Origin of the sequence: Streptococcus oralis (assembly GCF_016127915.1) — a bacterium.
In the GTDB taxonomy this organism is placed as follows: Bacteria; Bacillota; Bacilli; order Lactobacillales; family Streptococcaceae; genus Streptococcus; species Streptococcus oralis_BO.
Genome location: NZ_CP066059.1, coordinates 1,154,665 through 1,171,814, shown reverse-complemented (window position 1 = coordinate 1,171,814; position 17,150 = coordinate 1,154,665). Strand labels below are relative to the sequence as shown.

At 42.1% G+C, this 17,150-nt stretch carries 14 protein-coding genes; 2 read left to right on the top strand and 12 right to left on the bottom strand.

The annotated features are described in order from the left end of the window. Positions 1-65 precede the first annotated feature (65 nt). Genes dltD through I6H78_RS05655 form a run of 5 tightly spaced genes read right to left on the bottom strand, consistent with a single transcriptional unit; the run spans position 66 to position 4,523 of the window. Complete coding sequence (gene dltD / locus I6H78_RS05675) at positions 66-1,334, bottom strand: D-alanyl-lipoteichoic acid biosynthesis protein DltD (RefSeq protein WP_198459068.1); 1,269 nt, start codon at positions 1,332-1,334, stop codon at positions 66-68. Beyond that, positions 1,327-1,566, bottom strand: coding sequence for a D-alanine--poly(phosphoribitol) ligase subunit DltC (gene dltC / locus I6H78_RS05670; protein ID WP_000351968.1), 240 nt, complete (start codon positions 1,564-1,566; stop codon positions 1,327-1,329). Before dltC ends, dltD begins: the two co-directional genes overlap by 8 nt. 13 nt (positions 1,567-1,579) lie before the next feature. Further along, entirely contained in the window at positions 1,580-2,824 is a 1,245-nt protein-coding gene (gene dltB, locus I6H78_RS05665) for a D-alanyl-lipoteichoic acid biosynthesis protein DltB (RefSeq protein WP_198459067.1), read from the bottom strand. Beyond that, on the bottom strand, positions 2,821-4,371 hold the full coding sequence (gene dltA / locus I6H78_RS05660) for a D-alanine--poly(phosphoribitol) ligase subunit DltA (RefSeq protein ID WP_198459066.1): 1,551 nt from the start codon (positions 4,369-4,371) through the stop codon (positions 2,821-2,823). The genes dltB and dltA overlap by 4 nt, the downstream gene beginning before the upstream one ends. 20 nt (positions 4,372-4,391) lie before the next feature. Next, the gene (locus tag I6H78_RS05655) at positions 4,392-4,523 is read right to left on the bottom strand and encodes a teichoic acid D-Ala incorporation-associated protein DltX (RefSeq protein WP_000730286.1); all 132 of its coding nucleotides are present in this window, start codon (positions 4,521-4,523) and stop codon (positions 4,392-4,394) included. A gap of 287 nt (positions 4,524-4,810) precedes the next feature. Here I6H78_RS05655 and hslO point away from each other — a divergent pair, with 287 nt between their 5' ends. Together hslO and dusB are read left to right on the top strand one after the other, a co-directional pair. After that, positions 4,811-5,683: an Hsp33 family molecular chaperone HslO gene (gene hslO / locus I6H78_RS05650; protein ID WP_198459065.1), complete on the top strand. Its 873-nt coding sequence runs from the start codon at positions 4,811-4,813 to the stop codon at positions 5,681-5,683. Next, positions 5,670-6,650, top strand: coding sequence for a tRNA dihydrouridine synthase DusB (dusB, locus tag I6H78_RS05645; protein ID WP_198459064.1), 981 nt, complete (start codon positions 5,670-5,672; stop codon positions 6,648-6,650). Before hslO ends, dusB begins: the two co-directional genes overlap by 14 nt. Positions 6,651-6,716: 66 nt before the next feature. On the opposite strand, the gene I6H78_RS05640 is transcribed toward dusB, so the two are convergent. The 7 genes from I6H78_RS05640 to I6H78_RS05610 all read right to left on the bottom strand — a co-directional run bounded on the left by I6H78_RS05640 (position 6,717) and on the right by I6H78_RS05610 (position 16,979). Further along, on the bottom strand, positions 6,717-7,400 hold the full coding sequence (locus I6H78_RS05640; protein WP_198459063.1) for a hypothetical protein: 684 nt from the start codon (positions 7,398-7,400) through the stop codon (positions 6,717-6,719). A gap of 272 nt (positions 7,401-7,672) precedes the next feature. Beyond that, positions 7,673-8,446 carry an NUDIX domain-containing protein gene (locus tag I6H78_RS05635; RefSeq protein ID WP_198459062.1) on the bottom strand — a complete coding sequence of 258 codons (774 nt, stop codon included), beginning with the start codon at positions 8,444-8,446 and terminating at the stop codon, positions 7,673-7,675. A gap of 1 nt (position 8,447) precedes the next feature. Beyond that, positions 8,448-9,227: a nicotinamide riboside transporter PnuC gene (gene pnuC, locus I6H78_RS05630; RefSeq protein WP_198459061.1), complete on the bottom strand. Its 780-nt coding sequence runs from the start codon at positions 9,225-9,227 to the stop codon at positions 8,448-8,450. Between the two features lie 9 nt (positions 9,228-9,236). Then, positions 9,237-10,295, bottom strand: coding sequence for an AAA family ATPase (locus I6H78_RS05625; protein ID WP_198459060.1), 1,059 nt, complete (start codon positions 10,293-10,295; stop codon positions 9,237-9,239). A 152-nt stretch (positions 10,296-10,447) separates the two neighbouring features. Next, positions 10,448-12,880: an ATP-dependent Clp protease ATP-binding subunit gene (locus I6H78_RS05620; protein ID WP_198459059.1), complete on the bottom strand. Its 2,433-nt coding sequence runs from the start codon at positions 12,878-12,880 to the stop codon at positions 10,448-10,450. A gap of 1 nt (position 12,881) precedes the next feature. Continuing rightward, a complete protein-coding gene (locus tag I6H78_RS05615; RefSeq protein WP_198459058.1) occupies positions 12,882-13,340 on the bottom strand; it encodes a CtsR family transcriptional regulator in 459 nt (152 codons plus the stop codon). 171 nt (positions 13,341-13,511) lie between these two features. After that, positions 13,512-16,979, bottom strand: coding sequence for a Spy0128 family protein (locus I6H78_RS05610; protein WP_416069067.1), 3,468 nt, complete (start codon positions 16,977-16,979; stop codon positions 13,512-13,514). Positions 16,980-17,150: the final 171 nt, after the last annotated feature.

The following is a 17,150-nucleotide window of genomic DNA, read 5'->3' as shown; positions in this document are numbered from 1 at the left end:
GCATCTTAAATATTCGCCATTTAAACAAAAAAGCTTGGGTTCAAATCCCAAACTTTTAACTTATTTTATTGGAAATCTTTGATGTTCCCATCATAGGTCGCCCAGTCCTTACTGAAGAAGCGGTCATTCATTTTATAGTCTGGAGCTGGGGTCGGATCCGTTAAGAAGGGATTGACAACCTTATCAAAAGCTAGCCAACCCAACCAACCAATGTGAATCGTATCCTTGACAAAGTAGGGATCTCCACCTTTTTTAGAAAAGTCAGCAATGTTGGTGAAACCTTGACTTTCTAACTGGTAACGAATTTTTTCAACAGCATGTTGGTACATTTCCTCGCTGAGCCCTGTATGGGTCATCCATTTTTTATTGACAGGCTGGATCACAAAAAGGACATTGACCTTTGATTTGGCAAATTGATTGAGAACCAACTGCAAATCATTGTATTCAGACGACTTGAGGAAATTGTAATTTTTTTGATAGCCCTTATACTTCTCGAGGTAGTCTTTCACCTGAGTCTTATAAAATTGATTTTCAATTCCCATATCGTTATTATTGGTATTGGCTTCTGCATCCTTTCGAGCAATTTTTTCTAACTCTTCATAAGAAAATTGATCCGGAAGATCTTTTAAATAGTTCTCCACATGTTCCTTGTACTTGAGTTTTCCTCGAATGGAAAATTGCCCAAATAGCGAAGCCTGACGCTCATTAAAACGCGCAAATGCCTTGATAATAGCATGGTCGACCTCTGATAATTCCTCACCCTTTGACAGCTTCTCAACGATACCCTTCATAGAGACTCCTGGATTTTGCTTTAAGAGACGTTTAGCCGCATGTTTGGCTGCAATATCTCCCGATTGATTTTCTAGAAAGGCTGTCAACTGATCGTTGTTAAAGTAGTTTTGGAAGAAGGCTGGCTCATAGTCCTCCTCTGTAAACCACTGAGGCGAAATGACAAATACTGCCTGTTTTTCCTCGATTTCTGGTAAGATTTGCTGCATGCCAAAATACTGATTGAGAGAAGCTGCTCCTGCTTGCCCCAAAAAGTAAGGACGGTAGGGACGGCTATACTTCTCCGCCAAGACCGCTGGGTGCATGCTATCAAAACGAATCCACTCACTTGAGCCAAAAAAAGGAATAAAGCGCATATTGGGTTCCGTAAAGGCTCTCACTTTTTGGCTTCTCTCTTTAAAGCTCTCCGAACTAATCGCTGCTGCAGAATATTTTTCTTCAGTCAAATTATGACTTGGATTGTTCGGATAGAAAAAGATTAGTAAGAAGACAAGAAAACTAGCAAGAAGCAGAGGCCCGAAAATCAGCCACAAGCGTTTAAGCATTCTTCAACTCCGTAATACCTGCTACGATTTTATTAGCCGTATTCCAGTCATCACGACCGAACTCCGTCACTGGAACACGAATGTCAAAACGGTTTTCAATCTCAACAATCAATTCAACCGTTCCCATGCTATCCAAGACACCAGCATCAAAAAGATCTTCATCCATCATGTCAGAAACATCTTCCATAAACAACTCATCAATAATTTCGATAACTTCTGATTTGATATCCATTTTTCATATCCTTTTATTTTTTAAACCATAAATCATTCAAAAATCCAGAAAAGATTAAGAATGAAACCATCACGACATGGAAGGTGACAACCATGCCAAGCAACTGAATCCAGCGATTCTCAGGTAAGGAACCCTTTCCAGCTTTTTTCCGTTCTTTATTGAGCGCTTTTTTCTTACGAACCCAAGCGTCATTGATGACCAGCCCAATCCCATGAAAAAGTCCATAGGCGATATAGTACCAGGTCATACCATGCCAAAATCCCATAATCAGCATATTGAGAATATAGGCTACACTTGAGGTCACATTGCGATTTTTAAAGACCTTCTTTCTGGTCAACACCATGACCATCCGCATAAAGACAAAGTCACGGAACCAGAAAGACAGACTCATGTGCCAGCGATTCCAAAACTCTTTTAAATCCCTTGACAAAAAGGGCTTGTTAAAGTTGATAGGACTATGAATACCCATCAAGTTTGAAATAGCTAAGGCAAACATAGAGTAGCCCGCAAAGTCAAAGAAGAGCTCCAGACCAAAGGTGTACATGACCGCTAAAGCGTAGAGGTTAAAGAAACCACCTGTCTGCAAGGCCAAATTTTTCAACGGAGGCAATAATGTCTCTCCTAAAATGTGAGCCAAGATAAACTTGTAGAGGAAGCCCAGCATGATATATTTGACAGCCTCTTCTAGCATGTCCATCAACTCATCCCGTTCAGGAATGGTCTCGTAATTTTCATTGAAGCGTTTAAAACGATCAATGGGACCACTTGAGAAAGTCGGCATAAAGAGAAGAAAACGTAAGAATTGCCAGATCGTTAAATCCTTGATGACACCGTCTCTCAACTCAACGATAACCCCAACTGCACGAAAGGTTAAGTAAGAAATCCCTAAAAAGCCAAACAAAGATTGAGGTCCATGAATAGCAGGAGATACTTTCACAAAGACGATTGGCAATAGAGATAAAAAGCTAACTAGGTAAAATATCCATTTACTATCCCGCTTTTTCCTGTACCTTTTGTAGAAAAATACAAGCAACACTTGCCAGATAACATAAAGGATAAGAGCGCTTATTTGATTCGTCTTTCCACCGACCAACATGGTGACGATAAAGAAGAGACTAACGAGCACCTCGTACAAGGCAAAACGTTTCTTGAAAAAGAGACCGATGAAGATAGGTAAAGTCGCAACAATTACGTATAAAAAGTACTGAAGGCCACCATAAGGTTCCAAATGAGGAAACTGTTTGAAAAATTCCATCATCGGCTGTTTACCTCATTGATCAAGCCTTTGATGTCAATCTTACCATTAGGAGTCAGCGGTAGGCTGTTCCGATAAAGGAATTTCGATGGCATCATATAAGACATCATGATATCTGCCAAGTCTTCCTTGATAGCCTTGGTAATATCGATATCACGCTCAAACTGCTCGCGAACGCCGTCCTTTAGGATGACATAGGCCAGTAGATTTTGCACCTTGTGATCCTTGTTATAACGTGGGACCGCAACAGCAGACTCGATAAAGCGAGACTTGTTGAGGTTTTGAGAGACATCTTCAAGCTCAATGCGATAACCATTAAACTTAATCTGGAAATCCATGCGTCCACCATAGAGAAGCAAACCTTCATCCGTCATGGTTCCTACATCTCCTGTATGGTAGGCCGGAAGACCTTCGAACTCAAAGAAAGCTTCTGCCGTTTTTTCAGGATTATTCATATAGCCTTTTGAAACAGCTGGCCCAGAAACGATGATTTCTCCCTGTTCACCATTTGGAACTTTCTTACCTTCCTCATCAATGATAAAGGTTGGAGAATCCGCCTTGGTATAGCCGATTGGTAGGCGTTTGAGAGTCGCCAACATCTCGTCTGTTACAGCAACTGCTGACAAAGCTACTGTCGCTTCTGTTGGACCGTAGGCATTGATAATACGAGCATTTGGGAATCGCTCACGTAGTTTTTGAGCTGTTTTAACCGTCAATTCTTCTCCATCAAAGTAGAAATGCGTGATTCCTGGCATTTTCTCACTGTTAAAGTCTTCTGACAACATGGCCATATCTGCAAAGGACGGTGTTGAGGTCCAGATAGCAATCGGCAGTGAAAAGATGGTCGCAAAGAGTTTTTTGAAGTCCTGAGTAATGGCTGAAGGAAGAGCGAAAAGCGTGCCACCCAGTGCCAAGGTTGGCGCCCAGTACATGACAGATAGGTCAAAAGAATAAGGGGGCTGAGCCAGCATTTGTGGACGACTTGGCGTCGCAAATTCCTTATCTGTAATCATCCAGTTGGTAAAGCTGAGGAGATTATCATGGGAAATCTGCACTCCCTTAGGCTTACCAGTCGTACCAGAAGTAAAGATGATGTAGTAGTTGTCATCCCCCTTGACTGGATGGGTCATCTCGTAGCTGGAAGCTTGAGCAAAAGCTTCATGGACTTGCTCTAAATTCAGCATCGGTGTGCTAGTTTGCTCTAATGGAAAATCTGAGATGGCAATAATCAAGCTTGGCTCTGCAACTTCTACGATAGCAGAAACTCGTTCCAAGGCCGAATGGCTGTCAATTGGAATGTAGGCATGACCTGACTTAGTCAGCGCTACAAAGGCAGCCAACATCTCATATTCCTGACCACCAAAAACGACGACTGGAGATTTCTCAGGCAAGCCTAGTTGGTCGATAGCTGCAGCCAAACTATCCGAATCAGCCTTCAAATCACCATAAGTATGCTCTTGCCCCAAAACATTGTAAACTGGATAACTGGCTTGTGTCTGAGCAAAGTGCTCAATCGTTTCAATCATATCAACTATGGATTTATTTGACACAATAGGTTTTCTCCTTTGAGTTAAAATTCGTTATAGATAAAGCCACCTTGCCCCTGTCCAAGGTAACTAAAAAAATAAAGCAAACCAAGCAAAATAACGAAATACAGAAATGTTTGAGCACAAAAAATATAAAATGTTCTCTTTTTTTTCATATTCGACTTCTTTTTTGTAAATTTTCAGAAAAGCTATGCAAATCAGCAATTACTATCTTATCTTCCTAACATTTTACCACTTTATCAACCTTTTTTCAACTGTTTACCATAACTTAAAAAATGGTTTTAGCTTATTTTAAGATAAGTTAAAATATTAATGTTTGACATCAATAAAAATTCCCATTACTATAAATCCCCTATACTAGTTATCACAAATTAAACAGTTTAAAAATTAACAGCAAACACACGGCTCCCCCTTTGAGCTTTTTTATGCTAAAATAGTAGCTATGGATAAAATTATTAAAACTATATCAGAAAGCGGAGCCTTTCGTGCTTTTGTCCTTGATAGCACGGAAACCGTCCGCACTGCTCAAGAAAAACATCAAACTCAAGCCAGTTCAACCGTCGCACTTGGTCGCACCCTTATCGCTAGCCAGATTCTCGCAGCCAATGAAAAAGGAAATACCAAGATTACTGTAAAAGTTCTTGGAACGAGCTCTCTCGGTGCCATCATCACAGTTGCAGATACCAAGGGCAACGTCAAAGGCTACGTTCAAAATCCTGGTGTTGACATCAAAAAGACTGCAACGGGTGAAGTCCTAGTCGGACCTTTTGTCGGCAATGGCCAATTTCTCGTTATCACAGACTATGGTACTGGAAATCCCTACAACTCCATGACTCCCCTCATCTCTGGGGAAATCGGTGAAGACTTGGCCTATTACCTGACAGAAAGCCAACAAACCCCTTCAGCAGTCGGCCTCAATGTCCTTTTGGATAAAGACGACAAGGTCAAGGTTGCAGGCGGCTTCCTTCTCCAAGTATTGCCAGGAGCCAAGGAAGAGGAGATTGCTCGCTTTGAGAAACGCATCCAAGAAATGCCAGCCATCTCAACTCTTCTGGAAAGCGATGACCATATCGAAGCCCTTCTCAAGGCCATCTATGGTGACGAATCCTACAAACATCTTTCTGAAGAAGAAATTCGTTTCCAATGTGACTGCAGCAAAGACCGTTTTATGAACGCTCTTGCCAGCCTTCCAAGCTCAGACCTTGAAGAAATGAAAGAGGAAGACCACGGGGCAGAAATCACTTGTCAATTCTGCCAAACGACTTACAACTTTGATGAAAACGATCTGGAGGAACTCATTCGTGACAAATCTTAATACACCTTTTATGATTGGCAATGTTGAGATTCCCAATCGTACCGTTTTAGCACCCATGGCTGGTGTCACCAACTCAGCCTTTCGTACCATCGCAAAAGAGCTCGGGGCTGGACTCGTTGTAATGGAAATGGTCTCTGACAAGGGAATCCAATACAACAACGAAAAAACTCTGCATATGCTTCATATCGATGAAGGTGAAAACCCAGTCTCTATCCAACTTTTTGGTAGCGATGAAGACAGCCTCGCACGCGCAGCAGAATTCATCCAAGAAAATACTAAGACCGATATCGTCGATATCAACATGGGCTGCCCAGTTAACAAAATCGTGAAGAATGAAGCTGGCGCTATGTGGCTCAAGGACCCAGACAAGATCTACTCTATTATCAATAAGGTCCAATCTGTCCTTGATATCCCCCTCACTGTCAAAATGCGTACAGGCTGGTCTGATCCATCCCTAGCTGTGGAGAATGCCCTAGCTGCTGAGGCTGCAGGTGTCTCTGCTCTCGCTATGCATGGCCGTACCCGCGAACAAATGTACACAGGTCATGCAGACCTCGAGACCCTACACAAGGTTGCTCAAGCTTTGACCAAGATTCCATTTATCGCAAATGGTGATATCCGTACGGTACAAGAAGCTAAACAGCGTATCGAAGAAGTCGGGGCTGACGCTGTCATGATTGGTCGCGCAGCCATGGGGAACCCCTATCTCTTCAACCAGATCAACCACTACTTTGAAACAGGAGAAATTCTCCCTGACTTGACATTTGAAGACAAGATGAAAATCGCCTACGAGCACTTGAAACGCTTGATTACCCTCAAAGGAGAAAACGTAGCTGTTCGTGAATTCCGCGGCCTCGCTCCGCACTATCTCCGAGGAACATCAGGCGCTGCCAAACTTCGTGGAGCCATTTCACAAGCTAACACCCTAGCAGAGATTGAAGCCCTCTTGCAATTAGACAAAGCATAATACACAAAAAAACCGTAACTCGCGTGAGTTTACGGTTTTTTAGCTCCTAGGAAAACCTAGATACTATTATTGAATCAAGGCAACGCTTGAAACTTTACCATCCGCACCTGTTGTAATTTGGATGATTTTTCCGCCACCGATTTTGGCATTATACTTGCCATCATCAAGAGTGTAAGAGTAGCCTCTGATAAAATAGTTTTCTTTCTTTCCATCTGCAGTTTCTACTGTAAATTGGCCCCCTGATGAAACTGTAATAGTTTCGCCATTCGCTCCCTTCCAGTTGCCTGCTGCTGCTGAGAAATCACCATCGACCATGGTTAAAACACCCTTATAGCGTTTGTTGTGTTCAGCTTGCTTGTCTTGAAGTTGGCGGTCAGTTGTTGGATCATAGCCTGACTGGTTAGACTGGGCTTGAGAGCCTTGCTGAGTTGATGGAGCCTGAGAAGGGGCTTGTTGACTAGGAGCTGCTTGTTCTTGTCTTGATTCAGGTGCTGGTTTCGCTTGTGACTGATCTGGCGTTGTAGAAGACTGACCAGAAGATGCCTGAGCCTTTTCTGATGAAGCTGAGCTTGAAGATTTTTGAGTCTTGCTTTCTTTGCTAGAAGAAGCTGCTTTAGAACTTGATGATTGACTTGTTTTTGCAGAGCTGCTGCTTTGAGTGGTTTCGTTTTTATTTCCACAAGCTCCCAGTAGCAAGGTAGAAGCCAATACAGTCGCTGCCATCAATTTGATATAGGTTTTCTTTTTCATTTTTCTACTCCTTTGTAACATTTTTGAAATGATAAGAAATCTTTTTGTAATATAATTGTAACATTAAGCCTTGAATCTGTCAACTATTTAGAGAAACTATTTTAAAAAATTTCTCTCTACTATCTTTATTCGTAATCGAAACGAAAAAATAGAAAATTTTTTAGATTAGAGTCCTATTTTTTGCATCACTATTGAGTAATCCTAAGAAAGATAGCCATTCATAAAAAATGATGATAAATAAAAAGGTCGGGAAAAGTTCCCGGCCTCGTTTTTTATTTCAATCGATAGGTTTTTCTTGGTTTCTTTTTGGGTACTCGTTTGAGTCCGACTTCTTCTACATATTCTCCGTATTTTACGAGAAAGTTATTGCTGACAATTGGGCGACCAGGGTTGATGAGATTGACCAGTTCAGTCCCCTCGTAGACAGTGAACTCCTCCTCCAGCAGATAAAGGAAGGTCGGATTCCAGTCGAGACGGCCTTGGATTCGTTTGATGGATTCTTGGATAATGGCATAATGGTCAAAGGCGAAGGCTTGCTCGTCCAGCTCACCCCCCTCTAGGAAGCATTTGCCCGTCTGAAAGTCGACATCTACGAAAACGACATCCTTGGCATCGTCTCCAGCCTGAACGAGGTCTAATGCACGACTAGGTAGGTACACTAAGTGGGCAATGGTCACTGTCCAGCCCCGTGGATCACGCTCGGGAGTCGATACGGTCATTAATTGCTCGATTTTCTCCAAAGGTAGATCGAGATTGACTTCTTCTCTCACCTCGCGCTGACAGGCATGTGCAGCATCTTCTCCCTTGTCCATAAAGCCTCCAACTAAGGCTAAACAGTTCTGATAAGGGTGGGCCTTGCGGCGAATTAATAAGAGCTTGATCTTTCCTTCAACAAAGCAGTAGGCTACCATATCCACTGTCACACTTGGTTTTTCGTATTGAGGGAGTTCCTGCTTGTAGTACCAGTCTAAAAACTCCTCCTGACTGGCATGGATTTCATAATATTCTTTTTCCGTCATCCCGGCTGGAATTATCGTATCTGCCATCTTATGCCTCCTTTCGAACTGCCTTAGTCCATTGGTACCAACCCACTAGACTGTTCAGTGTGTAAACCCAGTACATCCCTTGGATGTGGATATTTTCACCCCACCAGAGGTAGATACTAAAGAGATTGGTTGCAATCCAGAAAATCCATTGCTCGCGGTAAAGACGTGTCATCAAGAGCTGACCAACACCATTGGTCGCATCGGTTACACTGTCACGGAAAGGTCGAGCACTATTGATACTTTGATAAGCCAAGCCCATACCAATCCAGATAATGGCAGTCAAGGCCAAGTACTTGAGCCAGTCAAGAACAGATAATTTCTTAGCTTCAAAGTGGGATTCTTCTGGTTTTCCTTGGTCATTGATACGATTGGACAACCAAGCATAGAGACCAATCGGCTGCATGACAAAAAAGTAAACAGTCGTCAAAACTTCTCCATAAAAAGTCGCATTCATGGCCAAGATCAAATAGATAGCAGAGTTAATGGCCCCAAAGAGATAATTGCTTGCACGACCTTCCGCTACCAAGATAACACAGACAATCCCAGTCCAAGATGCAAACAAGCTCAGCCAGTCATGGCTTTCTGTATTTTGCGTGAACTCTAAGAGCAAGGGAACACTTGACAGGGCGATGAGATACAACCACTGGAAAAGGCTCCGGCCGACAAAGAGATCTTTCCAGAGCAAGCGCATGATTCCTGCAAAACCAATTTTGCGAGCTTCGGCATGGACATTTTTAAAGTTTTCGATAAATTGTGTGATTTTTTTAGTTACTGTTTTCATAATTTTCTCCTAATCTGCTTGGTAAATGGCATCGATAGCCACTTTTGCTGCTTCATAATTGCCTAGATAATCCTCTGCTAGATAAACTAAAGGAATAGTCGTTAAGTATCGCTCCCTCATCTGATCCAGATGCTGGGAAAAACTGTAGCGAATGTGGTCTTCTGCCATGGTCATATCTCTAAATCCGTCATTGACATAGGAGCCAACAGGCTGCACAAAGAGAATCAAATCCCATTTTTCCTTGGCTAAGATCGAAACAAAGAGATTGTCAAAGGTTTCTCCTGATAAGTCCCCTTGGTCCTCAGTCTCCATATAATAGTCATAGTAACCCTTGGTTACCAAGGAGTTGGTATCGGCAATCACTAGACCTCGATTGGCATTGCTATCGATTAGCTTGGAGGTCTGGTCATACTGCCCTAAAAGGAGATAATAGTAATCTTTTGGAGTCAATTCATCGTCGCGGACATTGTTTTTGATCTGGTACTCACGCGCGTATTCCAGACTAACGGGTGCATCGTAATACCTTGCCAAATCCTTGGCCAGAGTGGTCTTCCCATTGCTAGCACTTCCCATAATCAAGACTTTCTTGGTAAACTGACGACGGAAGGGTTGTGCGATGTATTTCCAATATTTGCTTGGATTTTCTCTAATCATAGTCGCTGAGATACCAAACTTTCTTTCTTGCAAGACGGTGCAAAATCCACGTTTAGCTAGTTCTTGCTGGTATTCTTCTTCTCCTACAAAGAAAGTCAGTTCTTGCTGGTTTTCATCATAGGAAATCTCCGCTAACATCTGGTCCAACCACTCCTGCCAGCCCATAGGGTAACGGGGAAGGTTGGTCTCATCCAGCTTGCAGACAGAGGTCAATTCGTCATCACGAAAAGCCTCTCTGATATAGCGAAATCGTTTTTGCAGACTTAAACCTACCTGCTCCCCTCTGTCTCCCTCATAGCCTGACACGACTACCCAGACCTGGTCACACTGACGCTTTGCTCGCTGGATCAGATCGATATGCCCCTGATGGAGAGGGGCAAAGGTCCCAAACACCACTGCTGTTTTCTTTTTCATAAACGTTTTACCTTTTTATACTTTTTGATATTTTTATTTTTTATTTTTTATGTTTTTATTATATACTATATTTTTGTTTTGTCAATAGTTTTTTATCATTTTTTATAAAAAAGTAGCAAAAAAGAACCAGGATTACTCCTGACTCTCCATTTTTAAGCAATATCAAATTTTAACTGACCTGCTTTGACACCAATCTTGAGGGTCTTGCCTGCTACCAGTTCTCCCTTAAGGAGGAGTTCTGCCAACTTGTCTTCCACTTCTGTTTGCAGTGTTCTGCGAAGTGGGCGAGCTCCCATTTCTGGATCATATCCTTGGCTTGCTAGTAACTTCAACGCTGAAGCTTGCAGTTTCAAGTCGATGCCCTTCTCTGCCAGGCTAGCAATCAATGGTTTAACCATAATCTTGATAATTTCTTGCATGTGTTTGCTATCTAAGCTGTGGAAGACCACCTTTTCATCAATACGGTTGATAAACTCTGGTCGATAAGTTTTTTTCAACTCTTCAAAGATTCGTTTTTCCATATTTTTCTGGTCAAAACGAATGTCTTTAGCACCAAAGCCAACAGTCTTGTCATCACGAAGGGCTGTCGCACCAAGGTTTGACGTCATGATGATAATGGTATTTGAAAAGTCAACCTTGCGTCCCTTGCTATCTGTCAAGACACCGTCGTCCAAGACTTGCAAGAGGACATTAAAGATGTCTGGGTGGGCCTTCTCTACCTCGTCAAAGAGGAGTACAGAGTATGGTTTGTTGCGAACTTTCTCGGTCAACTCCCCACCTTCCTCGTAGCCCACATAGCCAGGAGGTGCTCCATTGAGACGGCTAGCTGCGAATTTCTCCATATACTCACTCATATCAAAGCGGATAAGGGCTGATTCGTCATCAAAGAGGACTTCTGCCAGAGCCTTTGCCAATTCGGTCTTACCGACTCCTGTCGGCCCTAGGAACATAAAGGAACCAATCGGACGCTTGTGACTACGAATTCCTGACTGGTTGCGGCGAATGGCACGGCTAATGCTTGAAACAGCTTGATCTTGGCCAATGACACGTTTGTGCAGTTCCGCTTCCAAATTAAGGTATTTCTTGGCATCCGTTTGCGTCAGTTTTTGGACTGGGATACCTGACAAGCGACTCAAGGTAGTCAAAATTTCAGATTCTGTTACCAAGTCTTTATAGACAGGGACTTCCTGCTCCTTTGCGATTAGCTGGGCAGCTTGTTTCCACTTGCCATCCATCAGGGCCTTGTCAGCTGGAGTCAAGTCGGATTCGTCTGCTTTCACATGCTTGGATTTGTTTTGCACTGTTGCTGCCGCTTCATCCAAGAGGTCGATAGCAGAGTCTGGCAAGTGACGACTAGTTAAGTAACGATGCGCCATCTTAACAGCTGTTTCAACAGCTTCATCTGTGATTTGCACACGGTGATGTTTCTCATAGGTAGCCTTCAAACCTTGCAAAATGGTTATACTATCTGCCATACTAGGCTCTTCAATCGTCACTTTGGCAAACCGACGAGAAAGGGCAGCATCTTTTTCGATGTGTTTTTGGTATTCTTCCTGAGTGGTTGCACCAACCGTTCTCAAAGTTCCACGAGCCAAGGCTGGTTTCAAGATATTAGCTGCATCCAGAGTCGAGTCAATACCGCTACCAGAACCCATGATGGTGTGGAGTTCATCGATAAAGAGGATTACTTTGCCATCTTCCTCGATATCCTTGATGATATTGTTCATACGCTCTTCAAAATCTCCACGGAAACGTGTCCCCGCAACAACATTCATCAAATCAAGCTCCAAAACGCGCATCTTTGCCATTTCCGCAGGTACATCCCCACTAGCAATACGCTGAGCAAGACCAAGTGCCAGAGCTGTTTTCCCGACACCCGCATCTCCAACCAAGACCGGATTGTTCTTGGTCTTCCGACTCAAAATCTGAATCATACGTGAGATTTCCTTGTCTCGACCTATAACTGGCTCTAACTTGCCAGAACGCGCTTGCTCCGTTAGGTCATGCGTGTAGTCCTCTAGACCACCACTTTGAGCTTGAGGCATGCCCATCATATTGGCCATAGAATTTTGCTTATCAGTTACTGTGCGATGACGTTGACGCAAAGCCTTGAGATCTTCTCTTGTCCATCCTGCACGCTCTTCTAGATTACGACGAAGAGCAGCAATTCTGACCTGATCTTTCTGGTCTTCATAAGAAAAGCCTGCTCTCTCCAAGATGCGAGTTGCCAAGGCATTGCCGTCATGCAAGATCGCATAGAGGACATGTTCTGTCCCTAGCACCTTTGCGTGGACCACTGAGGCTACATACTCTGCTTCTGCAAAGAGAACTTCTAAACGATGGGAAAAGGGCAATTCCGTAAAAGTTTCGTCTTGGCTATAATCCGTTTCAGTCAGTTCCAACGCAACCTCTTCTAAACGATCCATTTCATAAGGATAATCATTTAGAGTTGCACCTGCCACACTGTAACTGTGATTGGACATGGCAATCAATAAATGCCAAGACTCTAGGTAACGGGCTCCAAAATGGCTCGCAACCATGTAGGCACTCTCGATACATTCATTCAATGCTTTTGAATAGTTCATCTTACTTCTCTTTTCTATCTACCTCTTGTAATAGCTGTCGGAGCATATTGGCACGGACAACTGAGGATTCTTCTCCTAGGACACGATCCGTTGCTACTGAAGTCAGCAAGGTCATTTCCTGCTTGGTCATCAAGTCCTGCTCCACCAAAAGCTGGAGAATATCCTCATAGATCTCCTGACTAACTCGCTCACCAATCGAGTAAAGCAAATCGCGGAGCATCTCATGATGACTGGAAAACTCAATACGCCCTATGCGAATGTAGCCTCCACCACCTCGTTTACTCTCAACTAAGTAACCTCTACTTTCCGTAAAGCGTGTCTTGATGACATAGTTGATCTGACTCGGTACAACCTGGAAGGTATCTGCCAACTGGCTCCGCTGCAATTCCACGATACCAGATTGGTCTAAAATCGCCTTGATATAGGCTTCGATATGATCTGATGTATTTTTTAATCTCATAGTAAATCAAACTCCTTCTTTGAACCTTGACTATCTTTGACTATTATACCGAAATTTTTGATTTTTTTAAAGGAAAAGGGAACGAGTTGCGAAGATTATTATAAACTATCCAAAACAAAAAGATGGAACCGTAAAACAGTCGCCATCTTTTTTAGTTATTCAAAGTTGAGATTAGTCAACTTTTTTAGCACGGTATACAAGTCCTGCCAAAGCTGCAAGAACTAGACCAAGAATAGTAGAGAATACTGTAAAGTCTGATCCACCAGTATTTGGCAAATCTCCCTTAGGCTGTTCACCCTTAGGATCTTCCTTAGGACCTTCCTTAGGTTCTTCTTTTTTCGGTTCAGTATACGTGTTAGTGATTGTTGGGTTGTTGCCTGTAACTGTTGTTACAAGTTGGCCTGCACCATTATCTGTCACTTTTACTGTCACTTCGTAAGAATTTTCATCATATTTGATATTCTTATCGTCACCTTTTACTTCAGTAATAGTGTAAGTGTGCTCACCTGCTGCTGCGTACTTAATTGCTTTGAAAGTAACAGTACCGTCTGCAGCGTTTGTAGCTGTTTCGATTACTTCGTTACCTTCTTTAAGTTCAAACTTAAACTGACCTTCTGCAAGTTCTTTATCTTTCAAGATTTTCTTAGCTGTGAAGATTACTTGTGTTGAAGATGCAACATAAGTGTTGGTGAAGGTTGGGTTGTTGTCAGTTACAGTCGCAACAAGTTGACCTTGACCATTATCTGTAACTTTTACTGTTACATTGTGAGTAGATTTATCGTAAGTCACACCTGCTTCGTTACCTGCTTTTTCAGAGATAGTGTAAGTGTGCTCACCAGCTTCTTTGTACTCGATACCTGCGAAAGTAACTGTACCGTCTACAGCGTTTGTAGCTGTTCCGATTACTTTGTCACCTTCTTTAAGTTCAAACTCATATTTACCAGCTTCTAGAGCTTTACCATTCAAGACTTTAGTAGCTGTGATAGTAGCTGTTGTTGTAGCTGCTTTATATGTGTTGGTGAAGGTTGGGTTGTTGTTAGTTGCAGTTGCAACAAGTTTGCCTGCACCGTTGTCAACAACTTCAACTGTCACTTCGTGTTTAGTAGTGTCGTATGTCACACCTGCTTCGCTACCTGCTTTTTCTGAGATAGTGTAAGTGTGGCTACCTGCTTCGTTGTACTCAATTTCTTTGAAAGTAACAGTTCCGTCTGCAGCGTTTGTAGCTGTGTCAACGACTGTGTCACCTTCTTTAAGTTCAAACTCATATTTACCAGCTTCAAGGGCTTTACCATTCAAGACTTTAGTAGCCTTAATAGTTTCACTTGTTTTAGCTGCTTTATAAGTGTTGGTGAAGGTTGGGTTGTTGCCTGTAACAGCTGCCTCAAGTTGACCTTGACCGTTATCTGTAACGTTTACTGTCACTTCATGTGTAGCAGTGTCGTATGTCACACCTGCTTCGCTACCTGCTTTTTCTGAGATAGTGTAAGTGTGGTCGCCTGCTTCATTGTACTCAATTTCTTTGAAAGTCACAGTACCGTCGGCAGCGTTTTTAGCTGTCGCAACGACTTTGTCACCTTCTTTAAGTTCGAACTCATACTTGTCAGCTTCAAGTTTTTTACCATCCAAGACTTTAGTAGCTGTAATCGTTGTACTTGTTTTAGCTGCTTTATATGTGTTGGTGAAGGTTGGGTTGTTACCTGTAACAGTTGCAACAAGTTGGCCTTGACCATTATCTGTAACTGCTACCTTAACTTCGTGTTTAGCAGTGTCGTATGTCACACCTGCTTCGCTACCTGCTTTTTCTGAGATAGTGTAAGTGTGGTCGCCTGCTTCATTGTACTCAATTTCTTTGAAAGTCACAGTACCGTCGGCAGCGTTTTTAGCTGTTGCAACGACTTTGTCACCTTCTTTAAGTTCGAATTCGTATTTGTCAGCTTCAAGCTCTTTACCATTCAAGACTTTAGTAGCTGTGATGGTAGCTTTTGCTGGTTTAGCTTTATAAACGTTCGTGAAAGTAAGGTTGTCTGCACCTGTTGCAGTTGCAACAAGTTGACCTTGGCCGTTATCTTTAACGACTACTGTTACTTCATAAGCATTTGGATCGTATTCAACTCCGGCTACATCACCTGCTTTTTCAGTGATAGTGAATGTACGAGTTTCTTCTTTTGTGAACGTAAGTTCTGGGAATTGAATCTTACCGTTTGCATCGTTTGAAACAGTGTGGAGAACTGTTCCGTTTTCTTTCAACTCAAATTCAAATTGGCCAGCCTCAAGAGCTTTACCGTTCAAGACTTTCTTAGCTTCAAGTTGAAGTTTTGCTTCTTTAGCAGCGTATGAGTTTGTAAATTCTTTCTTAGAATCTTTATATTTAACGCTTGCAATCTTTTGACCATACACGTTTGCTACAGTAACTTCTGCTTCAAGCACTGAATCATCGTATGTATAGCCAGGTTTGTTGTCATTTACTTCTTTAATTTGGTATTTGAATGTACCTTCATTTGAGAATTTAACTGTTGGGAATTTAATATTTCCTTCAGCATCGTTTTTAGCTTCGGTTACAGAACCATCTGGAGCAATCAATTGGAAAGTAAATGCATCTGCCTCAAGAGTTTTTCCTTCAAGTTTTTTCTTAACTTGGAATTCAACCTCATCAGACTTCGCACCTGAACCGATACCTTCTGTAGTTGTCAAAGGAGCAAATCCATGAACATCAAATGTTTCTTGATCGGTTGTCGCTTTAACATCGTTAAATGCTTTTTTAGTTGCATTGTCAACTGGAGCAGTTAGACGAGTTTTATATAGGATATAGAGACCTTGTCCGTCCATTGTACCATCACCGTTTGGAGTGATTGTAAAGTGATTTCCATCAACAACGTTGATATGGGCAGCTTCTAGTTTTGGACGAGCTTCAGCTTTGTTCCACTCAGTAAAGTAGTAACCAGTAATTTCACTCGCAAGAACTTGTCCTTCTGGAATAGTATCTTCGAGTTTAACCCCTGTGTAAGATTTTGCATAGCGGTTAACACGGATACGCCAGTTTACATAGTTAGGATCGTCTGAGTCTTGAACTCCCCATTTAGTAAATCCAGTTGGGTCATCATCTGGGACGATACGAGTCAAAGTGTAAACTTGGTCACCTGGGATATTAATTTGATAAGGAGTGTTTAGTTTAACACTATCTGCCCAAACGACTGTAAACAGGGCAGTAATCTCCTTATTCTCTGACAAATTAGCAAAGTAAGCAGCATTTGTCACTTTGACAGTAGCTGTGTTATCTGCTCTACTAGTTGTCAATTCAGCAATAGTTGTTTGCCCATCTGGTGCTTTCAATTCCGTAGTAGAATCTTTTTCAATTTTAAATTCGTTTGGAACATGATACACCATGTAATCCCCATCTTTGAGGGTTACTTCGTTGGGGAAACTATAAGTTGGTTGAAGATAGAATTTACCTTCCCCGTACTTAGCGCCATCAACAAGTTTGTTATTGTTGATTTTTGAAACAGTTTTCATTGTGTAACTGCTTGCTGGCAGTTCCTCCGCTTGAACAACAGTGCTAACTTTGAGTGCAGGTAGAAAAACTGACACTACTAGCAGCAAGGCCATCAAGCCATGAAAGAGTTTGCTAGTTCTCTTGTTCACCACATTATCCTCCTTATTGTCTATAATGATTCAATTATATTATACAGTTCCATTACAAAATGTCAACTAAAATTTATTTATTTTTATATTAACTTACCATTTCTTTAAATATTAAGCCTAATCATGCATGTTCATCAGCTTTGAAACAAAAAATACAAGCAAGGATTTCGC

Bases quoted from the DNA above. Each gene is read 5' to 3' on its own strand.
- dltD (WP_198459068.1), bottom strand. From the start codon at position 1,334: ATGCTTAAACGCTTGTGGCTGATTTTCGGGCCTCTGCTTCTTGCTAGT.
- dltC (WP_000351968.1), bottom strand. From the start codon at position 1,566: ATGGATATCAAATCAGAAGTTATCGAAATTATTGATGAGTTGTTTATG.
- dltB (WP_198459067.1), bottom strand. From the start codon at position 2,824: ATGATGGAATTTTTCAAACAGTTTCCTCATTTGGAACCTTATGGTGGC.
- I6H78_RS05655 (WP_000730286.1), bottom strand. From the start codon at position 4,523: ATGAAAAAAAAGAGAACATTTTATATTTTTTGTGCTCAAACATTTCTG.
- hslO (WP_198459065.1), top strand. From the start codon at position 4,811: ATGGATAAAATTATTAAAACTATATCAGAAAGCGGAGCCTTTCGTGCT.
- I6H78_RS05640 (WP_198459063.1), bottom strand. From the start codon at position 7,400: ATGAAAAAGAAAACCTATATCAAATTGATGGCAGCGACTGTATTGGCT.
- I6H78_RS05635 (WP_198459062.1), bottom strand. From the start codon at position 8,446: ATGGCAGATACGATAATTCCAGCCGGGATGACGGAAAAAGAATATTAT.
- pnuC (WP_198459061.1), bottom strand. From the start codon at position 9,227: ATGAAAACAGTAACTAAAAAAATCACACAATTTATCGAAAACTTTAAA.
- I6H78_RS05625 (WP_198459060.1), bottom strand. From the start codon at position 10,295: ATGAAAAAGAAAACAGCAGTGGTGTTTGGGACCTTTGCCCCTCTCCAT.
- I6H78_RS05620 (WP_198459059.1), bottom strand. From the start codon at position 12,880: ATGAACTATTCAAAAGCATTGAATGAATGTATCGAGAGTGCCTACATG.
- I6H78_RS05615 (WP_198459058.1), bottom strand. From the start codon at position 13,340: ATGAGATTAAAAAATACATCAGATCATATCGAAGCCTATATCAAGGCG.